Here is a 21,411-nt window from a genome sequence, read left to right as displayed (position 1 = left end):
CTAAATCCCCTTCATAGAGAGCGTGTATTACCCGAGCGCGGAAGAGAACCACCGCAATATCTCCGCGCTCGCTGCGATACCGGACCTTTCTGTCACAGTAACGGTCGGCCGTTGCCAATTCAGTTCTTCCAGCTCACCGTGCCTCGGCCGGATCGCGAAATCGGAGTATTCGAGCATGTCCGCATCCAATGCGCCGTCACCTGCCGACATCACGACCGCGGATTGATCCAGATCACCCGACTCGACCAGTCTGCGGCGCACCTCTGCCAGTGCGCGTGACTTCGACACGGCGTCGGGCATCGTGTAGATCTTCCGGCCTTGACGCGAAACGTTCCAGCCCCGCGTCACGCACCAGTGATTCCATTCGGTTTCGAATTCACTCGGCATCACGACCAGATCGACGACCAGGTACGGAAACAGGTCGTCGGCAACACGAACGGAGCTGACCCAGCTCGAGTCGATCCGCGATTCCAGTTCCGCCTGAACCTGCGGCAACTCGGCGCCGGACTTGCTGGTCGAACGGTCGATCTCGTTTCGCCACTCGCGATCGGCTTCGCCGTCCACCAGGATGTTTCCGCCGTTGCTCGTAATGGCGTACTTCCACGGTCCGCCGGGAAGATCGATCCGCTGGAACTGCGCAATGGTCCTGGTGGTTGTCGGAATCACCGGAACCCGCGAGCTCAGCGCGGTCAGCAGTTCGATCGATTCGACGCTCATGTGCGAGAGCGGACCGCCGTTGTAGTACTCGACGCACAACGGGCTCGGCGCCGAATCCAGGTCGGAGCCACTGGGATCGCCGCCGATCGCGGCCTGCGAATAGATCATCGTGCGGTCCAGATCCGTAGCGATCAGGACCTGGGACGCAGCGGTGTCCGCACGGCTCACGTGATGTCCTTGATCAGGCCGACACACGAGTAGGCGAGATCCGGGACGACCTCGACCGGGACCCCACGGGCCTGTGCCAACAACCGGATGTGTGCGTGCTCCGGGGCTTCGAGTTCGCGCACCAGAACCTTCCAGGGAAGCCGGCGCAGCAGCACCCTGGTTGTTTCTCCGACACCGGGTTTGACGAAGTTGACCGTCGAGATCCCGTACTCGGCCTGCACCTTCTCCACCGACTCCCAACCGGCCCAGGTCGGCGTCCGATCGGAATCGAGCACTGCAGCAAGAGAATCCGCTGCGTCGTCGCGAACCGAATCGAACTCGGCCGAGACCACGTCGAGCAACCTGTTGGAAACGTCGACGTCGGCGAGGTCGGCGTAGAACTTGGCGCCGTGGAAATCGCCGGGCCCGATGAGGGTGTCGTTGAGGACAGTTCGTGAGACCAAGCCGGACACCGTCGAATTGAGGCACGCCGACGCGATCAGGAAGTCGTCACGGGTCCCGTACGTTCGCACGCAGTGTCCGGGGTCGGCGAGAACAGCCAGATCGGAGTCGAACTTCGCTCCGCCTGCCTCGTGGTACTCCGTCAACGCTGCGTCGAGTTCGCGGGCGATGGCGCCCTTGCCCGTCCAGCCGTCGACGAAGACGACGTTCTCCGAGTCGTGATGGTGCGCAAGATAATCGAGTGCGACGGAATCGATTCCTTTGCCACGGACGATGGACACCGCATAGTGCGGCAACGTCAACCCGCGGGTCTGCTGGGCCCAGCGCCGCATCAGAATCCCGATCGGTGTTCCGGCCCGGGCGAGTGAGACCAGCGTGATGTCACTCCCCCGCTCGGCCAAGACCAGGTCCATCACGGTCCCGACAGCGCGCGCCAACCGTGGAGCGCTCTCGGCGAGCACCGTCTCGAAAAGATCCCGGTATGCCTGATCGGGTTGGTACTCGATGGGGAGAGACTCGGCATAGTGCGCCTCACCCGACTGAATACGCTTCTCGCGCACGGATACATCCGCTTCGAGATCCACGTGCGAGAGATCCTTGAGCAGCCACTTCACTTCGCCCGGCGCGTACGAACCGAATTCGGGCCCGACCAATGGTTCGTTCATGACGAGCTCCCTGCTCTGGAATCTCGCAGCGCCGACGGATCGGCCCCGCGAACGGTGGCGACCAGGACGTCGGTGCCGGAGTTCCGCAACACCTCGACCACTCCGTCCATCGCCGTCAACCGATCGGTGTCGGCGGGCTCGTCGATGACCAGCAACGCAAGCGCGTCGACCGCCGCATCAGGCCACTGCGCGTTGTAGACGTATCGAGGGTCGTTCTCACCCAGTTCGGGCGCCGGAAAGGTGAACCCGCGACGCAGCGGGTATCCCGGCACGTCGACGACGTACGCGGGTGAGCGAGTTGTGGTCTGGTAACGAACTGCTCGCCCAGAGCTTTCCAAGCCCGCAGCGATGCGCAGTGGCAGGTACATCAACTCCTCGTGACCGATCACGATCACAGCACGCGACGCGTCGATCGACGATTTGAGAATGGACACCGCTGCCTCGACGGCTGACTCGAATGCCGCGGTGTCGCCATCGAGAAAGCCGTGCCTGCCACCGTCGGGGACATGTGCCGGCCACGGCAGATCGATCCGTGCCAGCGTGCCACGGCGGTCACCGATCGGATTGAGATCCGGAGCATCCAGCGCCGTGACGCGCTCGGTCAGGCCGTCGGGCAGGACCGTCGAACCCGAAGCGAGAGAGACGTAGTCGATTCGTACATTCAACTCTGCCGCCGCGGCTTCGCCGGCGACTCGGTGTTCCTCGGTTCTCATGTCCACCAGCGAGGCCACGACGTAGCGGCTTCGCGGGCATTGCCCGTGCAGCGCCCGGACGGCATCGATCGCGGTGGCGCCGGTGGAGATCTCGTCGTCGACGAGGACCAGAGGCAGGTCGTTCTCGAACAGTTCAGCGGACGTCGGCTGCATCAGATGGCTCGTGGCGTGCGAGTGCCCCTCCTCGAATCCGGCGAGCGTCGTAGCCCCTGGTACGTCTCGGCGCGTGGAGTGCAGGTAGCAGTGAGCGTGCAGGCGAGCTGCGACGCAGTGGCCCAAACCTGTTGCGGTTTCGGCAAACCCGAGAACGACGACGTCGACACCCTCACCGAGGGTTGTCCGAACCAGATCGCCGAGGCCGTCGGCAGCGCCGATGACCACGGACGGCTCGGTGGGCACGTGCTTTCCCAGCACGGTGGACACCAGCAGATGAGCGCGACGCGGATTCCGCCGAAGTCCCGGGATCACCAGATCGGGCACCGAATGCCCGAGTGACGAATCACCGTGAACGAGGTCCAAGCCGAATTCTGCTGTAGCCCAGGGAACGTCCTTGGACTGGACAAGCTCTGTCATCGATCGACCAACGCCGTCAGCAACTCGACGAACGTGATTCCCTTGTTGGTCACACCGAACACGTGAGCTCGGAGCGCAGTCTGATGGGCCCAATTGCGGTGCGGCTTCATCTCGTTCATCTTGTTCCGGTAGCCGGACGCCTGAACTCCCCCGGCGTCGGCACCGAGAATGTCGAGGGCATCGTGATATTCCTCGTGCGTGACCGCGGACAATGCATTGACCGCTGCGACGTGCGACGGGTGGATGACCGTCTTGCCCTGGATTCCGTTGGCTCGGTCCAGCGCGATCTCACGGAGCAGACCGTCGAGGTCGCGGCTGACGAGATGCTGACGGAACCGGACGGCGTCGTGTTCCTCGAACGGGGTGGCGCGCAGCATCGGCCGGAACATACGTTCGTGATCGGCGAAGTACTCCCACACGGGCCCGGTGATGACAAAACCCGAACCGTCCGCGCGCCCGAGATAGTTGACGATGTCGGCGATGACGTCGACCACCACGCGCACGTCGTAGATGGTCAGATCGCGGTCACGACGGATGCCGAAAGTGCTGCACATGTCGGTGGCGCCGATGCGGACGGCAAGGATGCGATCGCGGTGCTGCGCGAGAATCCCACTGATGGTGCGCAATTCGAGATCACGCGTATCGCGGTGAACCAGCGCGGGTGATTCGAGCACCGGCATCGCGTAGAGATGCTTACCCAGCAGTTCGGATGCGTCCGCGACGGCGTCGAGAAACACGGGGCCGGACTCGCTGCCGAACTTGGGGATTACGAACCCGGTGAGCGCGGCGCGCCCCTCGGTCAACGACGCGGCGACCTTGTGGATGTCCGCGACTTCACGGACCCGTACGAACAGCAGCATGCCGACGGCGTCGGTGGACGCGATCTTGTCGAGAGCTTCGACCGCGTTCGCTCGCGCCGATTCGACCTCGTGATCGGCGACGGCGTCCTCGAGATCAAGCACCATCGAGCTGACGCCCTCGGACGCACGCTTGACCACGATGTCGGCCAACCCGGCCCGGGTGGCAGGAACGTAGAGAGTTGCACCCAGAGCAATCGCGAGCAGATCCCTCTCGTCGGAATCCGCGAACGATCGAGGCGCATGTAGGAACAGTTGCTCCCGCACGTCATCCTCGAGATGTTGAAAGTGCTGCATTTCTCTTCTCTCTGTAACCGCAATCAAGTCCATGAAACGACCCCCTGTGACAACGCGTCGAGCAACTCCGATCCCCCGATCGGCCCGACCATTCAGTTTTTGCCGGCTCGCGCCCGCATCTTCTCGACAACTTCGGTGATGAACGTCGATACCGAGTCCAGCTGTAATACATACGACCAGTAGTCCGGATGAGTTCCCGACAGTGACGCACTCGCTCGCTCGATCCTTGCTAGTTGAGCATCGAGTACAGAGCCCCACTCCGCCACCAACCCTTGGTTAACAGCGAACATCTGGGCGTCTTTCAGCCGGAAACGAACCTCACGTTCCTTTTGGCTCGGATCTGCCCGGACTGCACGCAGAGTAGCGAGACGGTCCGTCACGGCGTCGGCACACGCTTCGGCGTCGGCGAGGTGCACGCGGGCTTCGGCCATCAAAGCCAGTGCATGTTCGGGGTTTCCCGCAGCCAGCGACTGCTTCGCTTCCTTGAGATCGATGTCGGCCTGATCGATATGTGCTCGGCTGCGACTGCTGTTGTCGACGAGGTCAGCAGAACTCGCGGCGTTGAACTCGCGCAGCAGTGCGGAGTACGCCGGATCCAGGCGGTCCACTCGAGTGCGCACTGCCGACAACCTGGTCGAGACCGAGGAAATCGTCATCTCGGCACGGTGCTGGGTCGACGGGGCTTCTGCCAATGCTTCCTCGAGCGCCGATACCGCTTCGCGGACACTCTCGGCCCGCGTGCGGACTGCGTCGGCGCGACCGGATGAGCGCGCATTGTCGAGCGCTGCAACCGCGTCGTCGAGGTGTTCGGAGGCCGTCACCACCGACGGGTACTCGCGATAGCGCTGATCGGTGGCAGCCAGTTTTTCCCGGACGGCGTTCGCGAGGGTTCGGGCCTGCTGGCCGAGGACGGGAATGGCGGACATCGTGACCGTCGCCTGCTCGAGGTGCGCACGATGCCCGTTGTAGAAGGCATCGACGCCCTTCGCCGCCTCGACGAGTTCGGCTACCGACTTTTCGAATGCCACCCGAGCACCGTTCGGGTTCTGGTGAAGTACCTGATCGTTGCCATAGCGCTCGGATGTGTCGAGGTAGTCCGACGCAGCCTGGAAGCACCGATCCCGAACGGGTTCCCACGCAGCGCGCAGCCCTCGCTCGGGGTACAGCTCGGCGGAAGCGTCGACTGCTGCCGACGCGATGGTCTGCCGCTTGTCCATGTCGAGGAACGCCGAAACCATGGCCGTCTGCGCCTCCCGCGCACGACTGACCGACTCCCCCACTCTTGCCCCCCGATTGAAGCGCTCCGACCATCTTCCCACCACGATTGAATCCTACGGGTCCAGCACTTCGCTTCTCGGTTCGTAATTCTGCTGTTACGGCGAACACACCGGAACTGCGGTTAGGGTGGTGGAGGTAAACACACTCCCAAGACGACTTCGCGTCGTAGTGGGCCTTGTCTCTCCTCTTGAAAGGACCCCTGAATGGGCGTCAGCTTGACCAAAGGCGGCAATGTCTCTCTCACGAAGGAGGCCCCGAACCTGACTGCAGTGGTCGTCGGCCTGGGCTGGGACGCGCGTTCCACCACCGGAGCTGCTTTCGACCTCGACGCCAGCGCAATCGGCGCAGGCTCGAACAAGAAGGTCCTCTCCGACCAGCACTTCATCTTCTTCAACAACCTCCGTTCGCCCGACGGCTCGATCGAGCACAAGGGTGACAACACGGACGGCGAAGGCGAAGGCGACGACGAGCAGATCGACGTGAACCTCGCAGCGGTTCCCGCCGAGGTCGAGAGCGTTGTCTTCCCCGTCTCGATCTACGACGCAGAAGCTCGCTCGCAGTCCTTCGGCCAGGTCCGCAACGCGTACATCCGCGTCGTCGACAAGTCGAACGGCAACGAGCTCGCTCGTTACGACCTCTCCGAGGACGCTTCCACCGAGACCGCCATGGTCTTCGGTGAGCTGTACCGCAACGGTGCAGAGTGGAAGTTCCGCGCAATCGGCCAGGGCTACGCGTCCGGCCTCGCGGGCATCGCGCGCGATTACGGCGTCAACGTCTGATCTTCGCTCTCGACGAGCTGACTCGGGGAAGGTTCCGCAGTAGTCTGTGGAACCCTCCCCGTTTTCACGTTCGGATGCGGTGAGAGACCGCTTGCAGTAACCACTCTGCATTGACCAACTAGAAAGGGCCACGCTCCGTGGTACTGCGAATATTCGGTTTATCCATCGCAATTTCGATCCTCGCGATGATCGTTGCGTTCATCTACGGCGGACCCGAGGCACTGTTCCTCGTCATCATCCTGTCGATTCTGGAAATCTCGCTTTCCTTCGACAACGCCGTCATCAACGCCACTGTTCTGCAAAGAATGAGTGAATTCTGGCAGAAGATCTTCCTCACCATCGGCGTCATCATCGCCGTCTTCGGTATGCGTCTGGTGTTCCCGCTCGTGATCGTCTGGGCTGCATCCGGTCTCGGACCCGTAGCTGCACTCGACCTCGCACTGAACCCGCCTGCGGACGACGCCGCGTACTTCGCCAACGGCGAGCCGAGCTACGAAACCATCCTCACCGACGCTCACCCGCAGATCGCTGCCTTCGGTGGCATGTTCCTGCTGATGCTCTTCCTCGGATTCATCTTCGAAGAGCGTGAGATCACCTGGCTGTCCTGGCTGGAGAAGCCGCTCGCTCGCATCGGCAAGCTCGATCAGCTCTCCGTCGTCGTGGCCGGCATCGTCCTGGTACTGAGTGGTTCGTTCCTCGCCGCTGACGACAAGGTCTCCACCGTCATGATCTCGGGCGTTCTGGGCATGATCACCTACATCGCGGTCAACGGCTTGGGTGAACTGTTCAATCTGCCGGAAGAAGGCGAAGAGGAAGAAACCGCCAAGTCCGGCGGCCCCATGCAGCTCGCGAAAGCAACCGGCAAAGCCGGCTTCTTCCTGTTCCTCTACCTCGAGGTCCTCGACGCGTCCTTCTCCTTCGACGGCGTCATCGGCGCGTTCGCCATCACGGCAGACCCGATCATCATCGCCCTCGGCCTCGGCTTCGTCGGCGCGATGTTCGTCCGTTCCATCACGGTCTTCCTGGTCCGCAAGGGCACGCTCTCCGATTACGTCTACCTCGAGCACGGTGCGCACTGGGCCATCGGCGCTCTGGCCGTCATCTTGATGGTGTCCATCGGCGTTCACATCAACGAGATCATCACCGGCCTGGTCGGTGTCTTCTTGATCGGCGCTGCTTTCATCAGCAGCCTCATTCGCAACAAGCGAATCGCGAACGCAGATCCGAAGTTGGACGAGAACACTCCGGCAACTGTCTGACGTTCTTTCTCGAAACGCCCGCGACCAATTGGTTGCGGGCGTTTTGTTTGTTATGCCTGAATTGAAACTCTCTGCATTCACAGCCGCGCGCCAATTGTTCAGCCGCGCGTCAAATTCAGCCTGCGGGTGAACAATTGCCCTGCGGGTGCGAAACCGCACAAATCTCGACCCACCCCGGCACAATCAAGAGGCGAAATCCGATTGTGCACAGTGATGAGGGGGAAAGTCGTGGAAGACCAGTTTCTGTCCAAAGGCCAGAACATCGAGCTCCCCGACGAACTCGATCAGATCGACATCGTGATCACCTGGGACAATACGGAATTCGGTGTCGATGCCTCGGCATTGCTTCTGGGTGCCGACGGAAAAGTCAGGTCCGACGCGGACTTCGTCTTCTACAACCAACAGGAATCTGCTGACGGCTCGGTTCGCTATCTCGGCCGCCGCGAAGCCGAATCCGGCCCGCACGAGCGCCTCCTCGTCCACCTCGCTGCTGTACCCGAACAGGTCGATGCGATCGCGTTGGTAGGCAGCGTCGACTCCGGCTCTTTCGGAGACCTCGGCAAACTTGCGCTCCAACTGGTCGATTCCGGCGGCTCTCCTATCGCCGAATACGTCACCGCCGACGCATCCACCGAAACCGCCTTCGTCTTCGGTCAGGTCTATCGGCGCAACGGGAAGTGGAAACTTCGCGCCATCGGCCAAGGTTGGGCTTCAGGACTCGCCGGGCTCGCCGAAGACTTCGGAGTCGACGTGAGCGAGGATGCCCCCGTCGAGGAGCCGTCGTCACCTGAGCTGGAGACACCCCAACCGATATCGGAATCCGATCCACCAGTCACCGAACCCACGACGCCACCAAAGCCCGCACGGCAGCGCGGGGTTCGTACAGCGAAGCCCGTGCCCAAGAAGGCTCCACTACCCGAATTCAAGCACGCCGAGTCCGAGACCTGGCAACCTGCACGACTCTTCTCGGTGATCGGCGTCGGAACCGGCGAGGAACAAGAACGACGCACGACGTCGGCATTGGTTTCCACGATGCAAGCGGTTCCATTGTTTGCGCGGGCGGTTTCGTCCCGCGTGGGCGCACCGGCCGGCTCGTTCGAGGGCTATGTCGAAGTTCCCTACGTCAAAGGTGAATCTCGGGTGATCCCGGATGCGGTGTGGCGCATCGCCCGCGGAAGCCGGCTCTGGACCGGCTTGCTCGAAGCAAAGACTGGAGCAGGCACCCATACCCGAGAGCAGCTCGAAAACTATCTCGACGTCGCCAAGAAGAACAAGTACGACGTCGTGATCAGCCTGTCCAACGACTTGCCTGCCGGCGCCGGCGAATTACCCGTCGAGGTGGACAAGCGCAAGCTCACCAAAGTTGCGCTGCGGCATCTCTCTTGGGCAGAAGTCATCCACGAGGCCCGGATGGTGCTCTCGCACGGCGGAATCGACAATCCTCTGCAAGGTTGGATTCTCAGCGAATTTCTCCGGTACATCGAACATCCCAAGTCAGGGGCCGAGGAGTTCGTCGACATGGGTCGTCACTGGGTATCGATACGCGATTCCGTCAGCGCCGGGACTCTACGTCCTGGAGATCCGAAGGCAGCGGCCGTCGCTCAGTCGTGGATCGCGCTCGCACGAAATCTTGCGCTGCGGTTCACCGCTGATCTCGGTGTCGTCGTCAAACATGTGTTGCCCCGCCGGGTAGTCAACGACGCGGAAGCGCGTACCGCGCTGACGGTCAACGAATTGGCGAACGACGGCACCTTCAGCGCCACCCTCCGGATCCCCGACGCAGCCGGAGAGTTACGGGTTACCGCTGATTTGAGAACCAACAAAGTGAGCTGCAGTACAACGGTTTCCGCTCCTGACGAAGGTACCGCAGGAAAACGGGTTACTTGGGCTTTGCGTCAATTGAAAAATGCACCCGAGGACTTGTTGGTCGAAGCGTTGTTCACCGGTCCTGCCGCGTCGACATGCGAGATTCTTACATCGGCCCGAGCAACACCGCGTCTACTGACGGACGGGCAAGGCGGTCAACTCACTTCATTCGTGCTGACACAGTCCTTCCCCCTCGGCAGCAAGCGTGCGGGCACTGCTGCAAGTTTCATCAGCAGCATCACAAGTTCAGCCGAGGTGTTCTATTCCGAAGTCGTTCAACCACTCCGGGAATGGGTCCCCGCCGCACCTAAAGCGTCCGATCTCCCTCGTGAAGAACAAGTCGACAACGAAGACTGAAATTGAACGAGATAGTCATAGAGCGCGCAACGGACGAGGACGCAGCGGAAATCCTTGTTCTACAACGCTGTTGCTGGGTCTCGGAAGCAATCTCGAACAACAGCATGAACATACCCCCGCTCCACGAGGACCTACCCACGGTCCGGGCATGGGTTCAGGAGTCGACTGTCTGGACCGCACGACGCGGCGGTCGGCTCGTCGGGGCCGTGCGAGGCAGCGCGGACGGAACCACATGGCAGATAGGGCGCCTCATGGTGGCACCGGACTTGGCGGGCAACGGCCTCGGCCGACGCCTCTTGCAGCACGTGGAACAGAACGCTCCGGAGCGCACCACAAGTTTCGAGCTGTTCACCGGAAGCAAGAGCGTGCGGAACATTCGCGTGTACACCCGAGCGGGCTACTCCCAATTGCCGCCGGACCCCAGCCACATCCCCGGAGTCGTCTACCTGTCCAAGCCGAACGCCATCAACTCCGAGTGAACGGCGATACTGACTTCTGTGGTGAACATTCGCGTCGCAGCGCAGACAGACTTGCCGTTCTTACGTGAGCACGACTCACACATCGCAGCCGAGGAACTCGCGTCAGTGATCCAACGCGGCCGGATACTCGTCGCCGAGGACAGCGGGAAACCAATCGGATGGCTGCGCTGGGGCTTGTTCTGGGACGAGATTCCGTTCATGAACATGCTGACCGTCCTGTTTTCGAACCGCGGCCAAGGCATCGGGCGCGCTTTGGTCACAGATTGGGAAAAACGCATGAGCCGCGCGGGACACTCGCAGGTCCTCACCTCCACACTCGCCGACGAATCAGCCCAGAACTTCTATCGCGCAATGGGATACACCGACGCGGGAGTTCTGTTACTCCCAGGCGAGCCCTCCGAAATCTTCCTACGCCGAGACCTCGAGCCTGCGCCCGATCTGACCGATCCCCACATTACCCGCGAGTAATATATGGTAGTCGTCACACCGCGATCTCAGGGTGGGGCGTGGCACACCAATGTGGAGGACGAGTATGTCGTCAAGGGTCTTATCTCGCACAGTTGTCGGAGTACTCGCGGTTGCACTGACAGGCGTAGGTGCACCGGCAGCACTCGCGCAGCCGGCTCTTGCCCAGTCCCCTGATGACAGTTTCTACAGCTACGAGGGCGCGGCGCCTCTCTCGTCGTATGCTCCAGGCGCGGTCCTCGGGACTCGCACCGTGCCGTATACCATTCTCAACATCCCGACCCCGATACAGGCAGTGCAGGTTCTCTACCGATCAACCGACGCCCTCGGTCAGCCGTCGGCCAACGTCACCTCGATCCTGCGCCCGGCCAACGGTCAACCGGACAAAGTTGTTTCGTACCAATCCTTTTACGATTCACTGAACCCCGACGACAGTCCGTCGCGGGCTATCGCGGGCAACACCCCGATCGGAGATTGGACGCCGAGTGGGCGTAATTTCAACGTCGGCGGAACCTTCACGTCCATCGAGGCAGCCTTGTTCGGGCCGCTCTTCGCCCTCGGCTACACGATCGTCGTCCCGGACACCGAAGGCCCGGATGCAAACTTCGCTGCCGGACCCGAATACGGGATGATGACGCTCGACGCTCTGCGTGCGGCCAAAGATGTCCCGGAAACCGGAATCACCGACGACGCTGAGATCGCGCTGATGGGGTACTCCGGCGGAGCGATCGCCACCAACTGGGCTTCGATCCTCGCTCCCGCGTACGCACCGGAGATCAACGACAATTTGATCGGTGCCGCGCAGGGCGGCGTGCTGGTCAATCCGGCTAACAACCTTCGCTACGCGAGCGGAAGCATCGGGTGGGGCGGCGTCGTCGGCATGGCAATCGTCGGCGTTGCGCGTTCGTACGACATCGATTTCGGAAAGTATCTCAGTGACCGTGGACGCGACGTCATGGCTCGACTCGAAGACGCGTCCATCGGCAACGTGCTGGCACAGTACCCCGGTCTGACCTGGCAGGAACTGGTCAAGCCCGAGTACGCCGATCCCAATACGGTTCCCGAGTACGTCGATGTCGTGAACAAGATCAACATGGGCACCGCTGCGACACCGACGATTCCGATGTTCATCGCTCAGGCGGCCAACGGCACCATCGAGGGCACCCAACCCGGTGGCCCCGGCGTCGGAGCGGGCGACGGCGTCATGATCACGGGCGACGTCCGTACCCTCGCACGCAAGTATTGCGACGCCGGCCTGCCGATTCAGTACGACCAGTACGACACCATCAGCCACTTCCTCGGCGCCATGCTCTGGCTCCCCGGTGCGCTCACCTGGATCGACGACCGATTCACCGGCAAGCCTGCTCCGTCCAACTGCGCGAACATTGCACCGGGGAACTCTCTTGCGCCGCAGGAACATGCGGCGCGCTAGCGAAGCGATCCCGCCAACAGATACCTTTGTCGTCCTGGTGCGCTATCGAACTCAACTGCATGGACCGCGTTATCGCAGGGCCCGTAAATCGCACTTAGAGTTCTGCGCCGACACGATATCCCTCTGCGACAGCGTGACTGATCCGACGGGGCGCGACGCAGTCACCAATGACGCTGACGGACTCTCCGGCAACGAGACCAAGATTCGACATCGGAATCCGCGGTTTGTGCCAGACGGCCAACGCGTCGTAGATCGTTATGTCACCACCGCCGAACACGGGCCGCAGAATCAGTGGCAACGCGGAATCTTCCGGAACCACGAGTGTGTGGCAAATCTTGAACTCCACGCCGCCGTCACCGAGCCGGCCGAGAAGTGGGCCTGCACTCTCGGCCGGAATCCGCGAGACCAATGCAGAAAGCGGGGTGGCAAAGGTGACGTGCCAGCCCCGGCCGGCGAGCGCTTCGGCGGCGCTGTATGCGGGCCAGAATCCGTCACCCTCGTCGAATACCACTGCGCGTCGACTTGCCACCTCCGGTACTCGACCGGACAAGACGTCGTCGACCGTGGCTGCTGCTCGACCCGACAGTTCGATCGGTAGTTCGGCCGGCCGCGATCCGGTGGCCACGATGACGTGGTCAGCTGACGAGTGGATGTCGGCAAGGTCGTCGGCGTCGATTTCGGCACCGAGGTTGACATCGACTTTGAGCCGTTTGAGTTCTCGCCCAAGGTAATCGATGATATCGACCAAGGTGGCGCGATGCGGCGCAGCCGCGGCCACGCGGACAGCGCCGCCGAGAACGGTGTCCCGCTCGAACAGTGTGACACGGTGCCCGCGCCCTGCGGCGACGCGCGCTGCCTCGAGTCCGGCCGGCCCGCCGCCGATGACAAATACTTCCTTGGCGCGCAGGGAGACGACACCGACACCCGGATGTCGACCGCGCCCGACTTCGGCGTTGACCGCGCAATGCAGATGCGGGTCGAAGGCACGGCAATCCTGATTGATGCCGAGACAGCCACGGATCTCGTCGAGGCGGCCGGTCTGCGACTTGATGGGCAAGTCAGGATCGGCGATGAGCGCCCGCGCCATCCCCACCATGTCGACGTAACCGGACTTGATCGCGTGATCGGCGGTGGCGGCGTCGCGAATACGCTGGCCAACGAGAGTGGGAATTCCGGTGGCAGCTCGCACCTTTGACGCGGACGGAATTGCGACAGCGTCCTCGTTGGTGGAGTCCTTGACATATTTCCCGCGGGTGCCGTGTGTGATGGAGAAGTAATCGACCCCGAGTTCGGACATGTTTTCCGCGATGCGCACGCAGTCGTCGATCTGCATACCGCCGGGGATTTCCTCTTCACCGCTCAATCGCACGCCGAGAACGAATCCGGTCGGCATGGCGGAGCGCATTGCTTCGATCACCAAGCGAGGAAACCGCATTCGGTTCTCGAACGATCCACCGAAGCTGTCGGTTCGCTGGTTGGTCAACGGGGACATGAATTGAGCAGGCAGATAACCGTGCGCGGCATGGATTTCCGCGCCGTCTACGCCTGCCTTGACCAAATTCGCGGTCGAGATACGCCAGCCTTCGACGATATCCTCGATCTCGGCAATTGTGAGTTCGTGAGGCGGGTACGCATCGCGCGGTGTCTTTATCGGAGACGGGGCAGACGGCGGCGCATCCGATTCGCCGCCGATGAACTCGCGACCGAGGTGACACAACTGACCGATGAACTTCGCACCATGGCGATGTATCACTTCGACTTTCGCGGCTGTGGCCGGAACGAATTCATCGATGTATGCCTCGACGAGCTTCCGTGAGCGCAGCGTCGTGGTCGGGTGAACCACGGTTGCCCCACCGATGATCAGGCCGACTCCACCGGCCGCGAGTCGCTCGAAATGATCGGTGTCCCCGTGTGTCGGCACACCGTTTTCGGCCATACTCGTACCGGCAGGCAATGCCACCAACCGATTTTTCATGGTCATTCCGCCGAGTGCGAACGGTGAAAATAGGTGGGGGAATTCGTTACCCATCAGCGCTCTCTTCTCTTGCTCGCGCCTACTGACATGGCGACCCAAGTCTTCCTATATTGAATTCAGTTTAGCTGATCGAGAGGTTGCAGAACAGTCGCGCGATCGACCATCTTGTGACCCGAGCCACATGACTATAAGCTGCCGTCGCAAGTTAAACCGAATTCAGGTCAGTTCTTACAGGATTGAATTCGCCTACTCTCTAACATTTTTCGAGATTCACCCTGAAACTCGATGAGGACCACGGGCGACAAACTCGCGCCAGAAGGGCATGTCCATGAAGATTCTCCCCCGGTCGGCCATAGCGGTGACTGCGGTCGCCACGCTGATGATGACAGCAGCGTGTGGCAGCAACGAGACTCCGACAAGCACGGTTTCCGGCAACTGGGACGACATTGTCGCTGCAGCCAATGCCGAAGGTTCCGTACGCCTTTACTCGACCCAACATCCCGCGAATCTGGAGGCACTGCGAATTGCGTTCACGGCGCAGTACCCGCAGATCACCCTGGAAGTCACCCGAGGGACGGATGTCGAGATGAACCCTCGGATCGAGACGGAGAATCGAACAGGCAAGGGCGTAGGCGACGTTCACATGTCGTCGGATCCGTCCTGGATCAAAAATGCTGCCGCCTCCGGCGCCTTCTCCTCCCCGATTGTCGGTCCGGCCTTCGACGATCCGGCGTACGAGCGCGACCGAAGTGTGATCGACGACCAGTTCTTTCTGACCAGCGCGGCGATATTCGCGCTCGGCTGGAACACCGACGCTCTGCCCCAGGGGCTTCGATCACCGGACGACCTGCTCGATCCCGCGCTGAAGGGGAAGATCGGGGTTGTGAACCCCGGCGGATTCGCGGCCGTTGTCGACCAATACCAGTTCTTCGAAAAAAATTGGGGCACTGGAAATTTCAACGAACGGCTGGCGGACCAGAATCCACGAATCTATCCCAGTTCGCTGGGTATCGCTCAAGCATTGAGTTCGGGCGAAATTGCGGCCACCCCGATGGTGCAACCGCTGGTGCGGGAAATGGCGACAGGTGCCCCGGTGGACTGGGTACTGCCGGAGCCGGCGTGGGGGACGCCGTGGTATTCCCTGGTGCTTGCCTCCGCGCCGCATCCGAATGCTGCGCAGGTACTGGCCAACTTCATGGTCACAGAGGCAGGACAGAAGGCACTCTCGTACGGATACGGTAGTGCTCTGCCGAACATCTCGGGTGCGGTCGGACGCGCGCAGGATATCCCTCTACCGGACACCACTGCGCTCACTACCGAGCTGACGGGCAAATTCCAAGAAGAATGGGAGCGGAGCTTTCAGCGTTAGCGGTGCGAGGTGGCCCGCCTCGGATCGAGGCGGGCCACCCCACTGCTTTACTACTTCAGTACTTTTCACCCCTATCGGCCTTGTCGACCAACGACTGCGGTGGTTCGAAATGACTGCCGTACTTCGACGCCAGATCCCGGGCGCGGTCGACGAAACCTGGTAGCCCGCCGTCGTACTGGTTGATGTACTGGATCACGCCGCCGGTCCAGGCTGGAAAGCCGATACCGTAGATCGAGCCGATGTTGGCGTCCGCGACCGATTCCAGCACACCTTCGTCGAAGCAGCGAACGGTCTCGAGCGCTTCAGCGAATAGCATTCGTTCCTTCATGTCCTCGAACGGAATTTCCGCGGACCCGGACTTGAACGCTTCACGCAGACCTGGCCAGATGCCGACCCGCTTGCCACTCTTGTCGTACGAGTAGAAACCGCCGCCGCCGGATCGCCCGGTGCGCTCGAGTTCACCGACCATCCGATCCATGACGGCGTTGGAACCGTGGAATGGAATTGTCTCGCCCGCGGCGAGCAGTGCCCGCTCGGTTTCCTTGCGGATCTTCTGAGGCAGTGTGAGTGTCAGTTCGTCCATGAGCTGCAGTGGCGGTGCCGGGTATCCGGCCTGTGCGCCTGCTTGCTCGATGAACGTGGGGTTCACACCCTCGCCGACGGCGGCCATCGCCTCGTCGAGGAACTTGCCGATGACGCGGGAGGTGAAGAAGCCACGACTGTCATTGACCACGATGGGCGTCTTGCGGATCTGCTGGGTGTAGTCGATGACCTTGGCCAACACCGCATCCGACGTCTTGGCACCTTTGATGATCTCGACCAGAGGCATCTTGTCCACTGGGGAGAAGAAGTGGATTCCGATGAAGTCTTCCGAGCGCGCAACTCCTTCGGCCAGGATGGTGATCGGCAGGGTGGAGGTGTTGGATCCGAGCACCGCGTCGGGTTCGACGATGTTCTCGATTTCTTGGAATACCTGGTGTTTTACCTCGACCGATTCGAATGCGGCTTCGATTACCAGGTCGACGCCCGCGAAATCGGCGGCATAGGTGGTCGGTGTGATTCGGGCGAGGAGTTGTTCGGACTTCTCCGCCGTGGTCTTGCCACGGGCGAGCGCTTTGGCCTCCAGCGCTACCGCGTACTGCTTGCCTTTCGCCGCAGCGTCGAGCGAGATGTCCTTGAGTACCACGTCGATTCCGGCCTGGGCGGAGACGTACGCGATTGCGGCACCCATCATTCCGGCTCCGATGACGCCCACCTTCTTAGCGGTGAACTTGTCGTAACCGTCAGGCCTTGACGCTCCACCGTTGATCGCCTGCAGGTCGAAGAAGAAGGCGTTGATCATGTTCTGGGCCACTTGGCCGGTCACCAACGAGACGAAGTAGCGGGTCTCGATCTCGTCGGCAGTGTCGATGTCGACGTACGCGCCTTCGATCGCGGCAGCCATGATCGCGCGTGGCGCCGGCATCGGTGCACCCTTGAGTTGCTTACGGAGGAGACTCGGGATAACCGGTAGGACCTGGGCCATCTTCGCATCCGCCGGTCCGCCGCCGGGAATCTTGAATCCTTTGGTGTCCCAAGGCTGTACTGCATCGGCATGGTCGTGAATCCAGGCCTTGGCCGCCGGCAGCAATTCCGCCACCGAACCAACGACCTGGTCGATCAGACCCAAATCCAGCGCACGCGTCGGGCTCAGACGCGGCCCCTGCAGCAGGACGTTTGCCAGCGCCGCCTGGATGCCGAGCAGCCGTACGACACGCGAGATTCCGCCACCGCCGGGCAACAGACCCAGGGTGACCTCGGGTAAGCCGAGTTGATTGCCCTTGACGTCGGCCGCGATGCGGTGGTGGGTGTGCAACACGATTTCCAGACCGCCACCGAGTGCGGCGCCATTGATGGCGGACACCACCGGCTTGCCGAGCACCTCGAGTCGCCGCAGCACCTTCTTGAGTTCGTTGAGGTGGGTGGTGACCTCGGTGACCGAAACCGGGTTCTTCGCCTGCGGTCCCCAAGCCTGCATGTCCTTGAGGTCACCCCCGGCAAAGAACGTTCGCTTTGCCGAGGTGAGCACGACGCCGACGTAGCTGTCCTTCTCGACTTCGAGTCGGTCGACGGTCGCAGCCATTGAGGACGTGTACAGGGCGTTCATCGTGTTGGCGCCCTGATTCGGGTCGTCCATCGTGAGCACGAGGACGCCATCGGTATCGAGCGCCCAGCCGATCATGTTGTCAGTCATTGATTCTGTGTGTTCTTTCTCTTCAACAGAGGGAGGAGCGGGCCGGGTGCAAGCTCAGACGCGTTCGATGACGGTGGCTATACCCATGCCGCCGCCGATGCACAGCGTGATCAGGCCGTAGCGTCCACCGGTACGCTCGAGTTCGTCGAGCACGGTGCCGACCAGCATTGCACCGGTAGCGCCGAGTGGGTGGCCCATCGCGATGGCCCCGCCGTTGACGTTGGTCTTCTCGCGCGGGATCTTCAGATCCTTCATCCACTTCATGACCACGGAGGCAAAGGCCTCGTTGAGTTCGAAGACGTCGATGTCGTCCACGGTCAGTCCGGCCCGCTTCAGAGCGAGTTCGGTGGCGGAAGTCGGTCCGGTCAGCATGATCGTCGGTTCACTACCGGTTTGGGCGGTGGCCACGACGCGGCCGCGCGGCGTCAGGCCGCCGCGCTTACCCGCGGCTTCGCTGCCGACGAGTACGAGTGCGGCACCGTCAACGATGCCCGAAGAGTTACCGCCGGTGTGGATGTGGTTGATCTTTTCTATGTTGACGTACTTCTGCAGCGCAACCTCGTCGAAACCGGTTGTAGCCGCGAGTTTTTCGAACGCCGGTGTGAGCTTGCCCAGACTCTCGACGGTGCTTCCCGGACGGCGATGCTCGTCGTGATCGAGCAGGACGACCCCGTTGAAGTCCCGCACCGGAACCACAGATTTGGAGAAATAGCCTGCATTCCAAGCATTTTCCGCGCGCCCCTGTGACTGTGCGGCGTAACCGTCGATGTCCTCGCGGGTGAATCCCTCGACCGTGGCGATGAGGTCGGCGCCGATTCCCTGTGGGGCTATGTACAGGTCGTATGCGGTCGCCGGGTCGGTGAAGATGGCGCCGCCGTCGCTACCCATCGGGACACGCGACATCGACTCGACGCCGCCGGCGATCACCAGGTTGTCCCAGCCGGACGCAACTTTCTGGGCCGCCAGGTTTGTGGCCTCGAGACCGGACGCGCAGAAACGGTTGACCTGCGTGCCTGGCACCGAATCCGGCAGTCCCGCGAGCAGAGCCGCGGTGCGCGCGATGACGGCACCCTGCTCACCCACCGGGGAGACGACACCCAGTACTACGTCGTCGATTTCTGCGGGATCCATTGCGGTAAAACGAGTTCCGAGCTCCTGAATCAGCCCGACTACAAGGTCGACGGGCTTGACACTGTTCAACGAGCCTTTTCGCAGTTTGCCTCTCGGCGTGCGAATGGCCTCGTAGATAAATGCTTGTTCACTCACAGGGATTCCTTTTGGTCATGATGGCTCAGCTATTTCGGCCGGACGAGAGGGAGGACCGCCTGCCAGAGTGGCGGCGCGCGCCTGCGATAGAGATCGCGGAGGATATACGGCGTCCCCGGGTAGCGCGGGAAGACTGTGCGGTACCCGAGGTCGGCTTGGATGGAGCTGGAATCAGGAGAAGGACAGTTCGGGGGTGCGGGCGATCAGTAGGCGCCGCACCTTGCCCTCGCTGTCGAGCTGCGCAGTGGCGTTGAACGAAGCCTCGAAATCGCCGCCTCGAGTGGTGCGCCCGAGTGACAACTCGACACCGTCGACGAATGCCCCGGCGTCGATGTGGTGGATCAGAACACTCTTCTCGCGTTGCGCCAGGTAGGCGACGAGACCGTCGCGATCGCCGACGAACTCGGCAGACTGCCCATCACCCTTCGAGAACTGAACGGACATCACGAAGTCTTTGCTGATCATCGTCAGCACACGGTCCGGATCGTCGGAATCCATGTACTCGAACCACTGGATGAGCACTGGCGTCTGGTTGGTCTCGCTCATCAGCGAACTCCTTCGGCGGACGAATCGGGGGGAATCAAACTGAACTCAGCGTCGAAGGTCACCTGATAGCGATCGACGAGACCGGCGGAATCGACGTGCATGACACCGACGAAATAGCCCGTGGTCTTGGTCCCGTTCTCAGTCACCGACCCATGCAGGAAATGCAGATCCCCTTCGGCTGCAACACGCAGGACCTTGTGTTTGCGATCCACCGGAGGGCGACCCGACAGGTAGTCGAGCATTGACGCACGACCACTCCCGTAGTTAGCCCCGGTGGGCAAGACCATGGCGAACTCCACGTTCTCGGCCAACAAGGCCACAGCATCTTCGAGTCGACCGCTGTCCACGGTCGCGTAATAGGTTTCGATCACTGAGCTCATGAGATGAACTTAGTTCGGTTCGACCCTTCTTGTCGAGGCCTTGACACGCTAGTCTCGTTCCATAACCAAACTGAACTCAAGTCAAGTGGAGTGATATGAAATCGTCTACTTCCCAGGTAGAGCCCCCCTGGCCGCTCTCCGAGCCCGCTGCTCTCAATCCCGGCCCCGAACAGTTGGAGCTTCGTGATGCGATTCGAGCGCTGCTCGGGAAACACGGCGGCGTAGAGCAGGCTCGGTCGGCTTCGCACACGGCCGATGGATACTCGCCGGACCTCTGGCAGCAATTGATCGAGAATATGTCGGTCACTTCGCTCGCTGCGCCAGAAGATCGCGGCGGGCTGGGTTACGGCATGGTCGAACTCGGCATCATTCTCGAAGAGTGCGGTCGGAGTCTGGCCTGTGAGCCCGTGTTTTCCTCGGCGGTCCTGGGCGCCCAGGCACTATTGGCGGCCACGTTTCCCGTCGACGAACTACTGGTCAACGTCCTCGAGGGATCCTCGGTGGCAAGCGTCAGTCCACTGACTGCCGCGACCGATCGACTCAGCGGTGTCGAAAGTGAATCCTCCTGGCTGCTCAGCGGTGAGGTCTCGGCCGTCGTAGGTGGTGCTGCTGCCGACATCGTCATCGCCTCAGCCGACACCGCCGCCGGACGGCAGATATTCGCAATTAAGACAGCCGGTCAGGTGCACTGGCGCGAGCGCGAAGTCGTCGACCCCACCCGCAGACAGGCCGACCTGACCGTAGCGGAAGTGCCGGCAGTTCCCGTGGTCGGTGCCGACGATTATGCCCGGGTCTGTACTCGGATTCATGATTTACGGACGCTCGCAATCGCTTTCGAGAACACCGGACTTGTCGACGCCCTGCTCGAGATGACCGTCGAATACGTGAAAACCCGACACCAATTCGGGCGCCCGATCGGCTCGTTTCAAGCCGTCAAGCACCGACTGGCCGACGTACTCGTGCTGCTCGAGCGCGCTCGATCGGCAAGCAGATATGCCGCAGCCGTATACGACGAGGCCCCGGATACTGCCCGATTGGCGATCGCGGTGGCCGGCGCCGTCTGCACCGACGCGGCCATAGACGCCGCGGCCGAGGCCGTGCAATTGCATGGCGGCGTCGGCTTCACGTGGGAACACCCGGCACACTCCTATTTCCGCCGTGCATTGGGAAACGAAGCAGTACAGGGCGATTCGCGCACTCATCGCGCACGCATCGCAGAACTGATCGGCATTTGACTATTCGGAAAATGCCGCCGATGCCGGGTATTGACGCAACGTCACCCAATCTGCATACTGA

Annotated in this window: 18 protein-coding genes; 8 read left to right on the top strand and 10 right to left on the bottom strand. The window is 61.7% G+C overall.

Annotated elements, in window-relative coordinates:
• Positions 1-27: 27 nt before the first annotated feature.
• The 5 genes from FEZ59_RS02960 to FEZ59_RS02940 form a co-directional block, all read right to left on the bottom strand.
• Entirely contained in the window at positions 28-885 is an 858-nt protein-coding gene (locus FEZ59_RS02960) for an HAD family hydrolase (RefSeq protein ID WP_346343212.1), read from the bottom strand.
• On the bottom strand, positions 882-1,991 hold the full coding sequence (locus FEZ59_RS02955) for a cysteine protease StiP family protein (RefSeq protein ID WP_172932218.1): 1,110 nt from the start codon (positions 1,989-1,991) through the stop codon (positions 882-884). The genes FEZ59_RS02960 and FEZ59_RS02955 overlap by 4 nt, the downstream gene beginning before the upstream one ends.
• Complete coding sequence (locus tag FEZ59_RS02950) at positions 1,988-3,277, bottom strand: phosphoribosyltransferase family protein (RefSeq protein WP_172932217.1); 1,290 nt, start codon at positions 3,275-3,277, stop codon at positions 1,988-1,990. Before FEZ59_RS02950 ends, FEZ59_RS02955 begins: the two co-directional genes overlap by 4 nt.
• Positions 3,274-4,431, bottom strand: coding sequence for an HpcH/HpaI aldolase/citrate lyase family protein (locus tag FEZ59_RS02945; protein ID WP_242459685.1), 1,158 nt, complete (start codon positions 4,429-4,431; stop codon positions 3,274-3,276). Before FEZ59_RS02945 ends, FEZ59_RS02950 begins: the two co-directional genes overlap by 4 nt.
• A gap of 92 nt (positions 4,432-4,523) precedes the next feature.
• On the bottom strand, positions 4,524-5,669 hold the full coding sequence (locus tag FEZ59_RS02940; protein ID WP_064233754.1) for a hypothetical protein: 1,146 nt from the start codon (positions 5,667-5,669) through the stop codon (positions 4,524-4,526).
• A gap of 243 nt (positions 5,670-5,912) precedes the next feature.
• On the opposite strand from FEZ59_RS02940, the gene FEZ59_RS02935 reads away from it, so the two are divergent.
• The 6 genes from FEZ59_RS02935 (at position 5,913) to FEZ59_RS02910 (ending at position 12,346) form a co-directional block, all read left to right on the top strand.
• Positions 5,913-6,488, top strand: a complete 576-nt coding sequence (locus tag FEZ59_RS02935; RefSeq protein WP_003941199.1) for a TerD family protein — start codon at positions 5,913-5,915, stop codon at positions 6,486-6,488.
• A gap of 137 nt (positions 6,489-6,625) precedes the next feature.
• Positions 6,626-7,747, top strand: coding sequence for a DUF475 domain-containing protein (locus FEZ59_RS02930; RefSeq protein WP_172932215.1), 1,122 nt, complete (start codon positions 6,626-6,628; stop codon positions 7,745-7,747).
• 228 nt (positions 7,748-7,975) lie between these two features.
• Positions 7,976-9,970, top strand: a complete 1,995-nt coding sequence (locus FEZ59_RS02925; RefSeq protein ID WP_172932214.1) for a TerD family protein — start codon at positions 7,976-7,978, stop codon at positions 9,968-9,970.
• A gap of 104 nt (positions 9,971-10,074) precedes the next feature.
• The gene (locus tag FEZ59_RS02920) at positions 10,075-10,449 is read left to right on the top strand and encodes a GNAT family N-acetyltransferase (protein WP_242459684.1); all 375 of its coding nucleotides are present in this window, start codon (positions 10,075-10,077) and stop codon (positions 10,447-10,449) included.
• A gap of 18 nt (positions 10,450-10,467) precedes the next feature.
• Positions 10,468-10,917 carry a GNAT family N-acetyltransferase gene (locus FEZ59_RS02915; RefSeq protein WP_172932212.1) on the top strand — a complete coding sequence of 150 codons (450 nt, stop codon included), beginning with the start codon at positions 10,468-10,470 and terminating at the stop codon, positions 10,915-10,917.
• 64 nt (positions 10,918-10,981) lie between these two features.
• Positions 10,982-12,346 carry a lipase family protein gene (locus FEZ59_RS02910; protein WP_172932211.1) on the top strand — a complete coding sequence of 455 codons (1,365 nt, stop codon included), beginning with the start codon at positions 10,982-10,984 and terminating at the stop codon, positions 12,344-12,346.
• Positions 12,347-12,440: 94 nt separating this feature from the next.
• On the opposite strand, the gene FEZ59_RS02905 is transcribed toward FEZ59_RS02910, so the two are convergent.
• On the bottom strand, positions 12,441-14,375 hold the full coding sequence (locus FEZ59_RS02905) for an FAD-dependent oxidoreductase (RefSeq protein WP_172932210.1): 1,935 nt from the start codon (positions 14,373-14,375) through the stop codon (positions 12,441-12,443).
• A 274-nt stretch (positions 14,376-14,649) separates the two neighbouring features.
• On the opposite strand from FEZ59_RS02905, the gene FEZ59_RS02900 reads away from it, so the two are divergent.
• Positions 14,650-15,690, top strand: a complete 1,041-nt coding sequence (locus tag FEZ59_RS02900) for an extracellular solute-binding protein (RefSeq protein WP_172932209.1) — start codon at positions 14,650-14,652, stop codon at positions 15,688-15,690.
• A gap of 55 nt (positions 15,691-15,745) precedes the next feature.
• On the opposite strand, the gene FEZ59_RS02895 is transcribed toward FEZ59_RS02900, so the two are convergent.
• The 4 genes from FEZ59_RS02895 to FEZ59_RS02880 form a co-directional block, all read right to left on the bottom strand.
• Entirely contained in the window at positions 15,746-17,923 is a 2,178-nt protein-coding gene (locus tag FEZ59_RS02895; RefSeq protein WP_172932208.1) for a 3-hydroxyacyl-CoA dehydrogenase NAD-binding domain-containing protein, read from the bottom strand.
• A gap of 54 nt (positions 17,924-17,977) precedes the next feature.
• Positions 17,978-19,189, bottom strand: coding sequence for an acetyl-CoA C-acetyltransferase (locus FEZ59_RS02890; protein WP_172932207.1), 1,212 nt, complete (start codon positions 19,187-19,189; stop codon positions 17,978-17,980).
• Positions 19,190-19,360: 171 nt separating this feature from the next.
• On the bottom strand, positions 19,361-19,735 hold the full coding sequence (locus FEZ59_RS02885) for a hypothetical protein (protein ID WP_021333780.1): 375 nt from the start codon (positions 19,733-19,735) through the stop codon (positions 19,361-19,363).
• A complete protein-coding gene (locus tag FEZ59_RS02880) occupies positions 19,735-20,115 on the bottom strand; it encodes a nuclear transport factor 2 family protein (protein WP_045064290.1) in 381 nt (126 codons plus the stop codon). Before FEZ59_RS02880 ends, FEZ59_RS02885 begins: the two co-directional genes overlap by 1 nt.
• Before the next feature lie 95 nt (positions 20,116-20,210).
• On the opposite strand from FEZ59_RS02880, the gene FEZ59_RS02875 reads away from it, so the two are divergent.
• The gene (locus FEZ59_RS02875; RefSeq protein WP_172932206.1) at positions 20,211-21,350 is read left to right on the top strand and encodes an acyl-CoA dehydrogenase family protein; all 1,140 of its coding nucleotides are present in this window, start codon (positions 20,211-20,213) and stop codon (positions 21,348-21,350) included.
• Positions 21,351-21,411: the final 61 nt, after the last annotated feature.

This window comes from Rhodococcus sp. MS13, from assembly GCF_013277835.1.
In the GTDB taxonomy this organism is placed as follows: domain Bacteria; phylum Actinomycetota; class Actinomycetes; order Mycobacteriales; family Mycobacteriaceae; genus Rhodococcus_F; species Rhodococcus_F erythropolis.
This window is presented reverse-complemented; position numbering and strand designations above follow the sequence as displayed.

Bases quoted from the DNA above. Each gene is read 5' to 3' on its own strand.
- FEZ59_RS02955 (WP_172932218.1), bottom strand. From the start codon at position 1,991: ATGAACGAACCATTGGTCGGGCCCGAATTCGGTTCGTACGCGCCGGGC.
- FEZ59_RS02950 (WP_172932217.1), bottom strand. From the start codon at position 3,277: ATGACAGAGCTTGTCCAGTCCAAGGACGTTCCCTGGGCTACAGCAGAA.
- FEZ59_RS02945 (WP_242459685.1), bottom strand. From the start codon at position 4,431: ATGCAGCACTTTCAACATCTCGAGGATGACGTGCGGGAGCAACTGTTC.
- FEZ59_RS02940 (WP_064233754.1), bottom strand. From the start codon at position 5,669: ATGGTTTCGGCGTTCCTCGACATGGACAAGCGGCAGACCATCGCGTCG.
- FEZ59_RS02935 (WP_003941199.1), top strand. From the start codon at position 5,913: ATGGGCGTCAGCTTGACCAAAGGCGGCAATGTCTCTCTCACGAAGGAG.
- FEZ59_RS02920 (WP_242459684.1), top strand. From the start codon at position 10,075: ATGAACATACCCCCGCTCCACGAGGACCTACCCACGGTCCGGGCATGG.
- FEZ59_RS02910 (WP_172932211.1), top strand. From the start codon at position 10,982: ATGTCGTCAAGGGTCTTATCTCGCACAGTTGTCGGAGTACTCGCGGTT.
- FEZ59_RS02905 (WP_172932210.1), bottom strand. From the start codon at position 14,375: ATGGGTAACGAATTCCCCCACCTATTTTCACCGTTCGCACTCGGCGGA.
- FEZ59_RS02900 (WP_172932209.1), top strand. From the start codon at position 14,650: ATGAAGATTCTCCCCCGGTCGGCCATAGCGGTGACTGCGGTCGCCACG.
- FEZ59_RS02895 (WP_172932208.1), bottom strand. From the start codon at position 17,923: ATGACTGACAACATGATCGGCTGGGCGCTCGATACCGATGGCGTCCTC.
- FEZ59_RS02885 (WP_021333780.1), bottom strand. From the start codon at position 19,735: ATGAGCGAGACCAACCAGACGCCAGTGCTCATCCAGTGGTTCGAGTAC.
- FEZ59_RS02880 (WP_045064290.1), bottom strand. From the start codon at position 20,115: ATGAGCTCAGTGATCGAAACCTATTACGCGACCGTGGACAGCGGTCGA.
- FEZ59_RS02875 (WP_172932206.1), top strand. From the start codon at position 20,211: ATGAAATCGTCTACTTCCCAGGTAGAGCCCCCCTGGCCGCTCTCCGAG.